Source organism: Methylomonas rivi (assembly GCF_024505165.1).
GTDB classification, from domain to species: domain Bacteria; phylum Pseudomonadota; class Gammaproteobacteria; order Methylococcales; family Methylomonadaceae; genus Methylomonas; species Methylomonas rivi.
In genome coordinates, this window is record NZ_JANIBK010000318.1 from 1 (window position 1) to 682 (window position 682).

Genomic DNA, 682 nt, shown 5'->3' on the forward strand with positions numbered 1-682 from the left:
CGGGAGGTGGTGAGTCCAATCGAGACTCTGCAACCCTTGTAGTCCAGCCAGCCCATGGCACGCGCCGCACTCGAGGTAGCGGATATTTTCCGCGCCTATGGCGCCGCTTGGCGGGACGCTCAGCATGACCATTTAAGTCTGGGTCAGCTGAAAGTGATGTCCGCCATCGAACAGTGCCGCACCGCGACATTGGGTGGGCATGTGCTGTGTTGCCCAGCCTGTGAGCATCAGGACATCGCCTACAACTCCTGCCGTAACCGGCATTGCCCGAAGTGCCAAGCCAGTGCAGCCAAACGTTGGCTCGAAGCCCGCCAGGCCGATCTGCTGCCGGTCGAGTATTACCACGTGGTATTCACTCTGCCAGCATCGATCAGTGCTATCGCTTATTACAACAAAGCCGTGATCTATGGCTTGCTGTTCGAGATCGCGGCGGAGACCTTACGCACGATTGCCGCCGATCCGAAACATCTGGGCGCACAGATCGGTGCTACCCTGGTACTGCATACCTGGGGATCGGCCTTAACCCATCATCCGCATGTGCATGGCATCGTGCCGGGTGGCGGCTTGTCGCTGGACGGTGAGCGCTGGGTTAGCTGCAAACGCGGCTTCTTTTTATCGGTCAGAGTGCTGTCGCGACTGTTTCGACGGCGTTTTCTGGAGGCACTGAGCCAAGCGCATGCCG

The 682-nt window shown here is 59.2% G+C and carries 1 protein-coding gene; it reads left to right on the forward strand.

The features are described 5' to 3' along the window. Nucleotides 1-54 precede the first annotated feature (54 nt). Nucleotides 55-682, forward strand: a 628-nt coding sequence (locus NP596_RS21445) for an IS91 family transposase (protein ID WP_256617415.1), incomplete at its 3' end; no start/stop codon positions are given.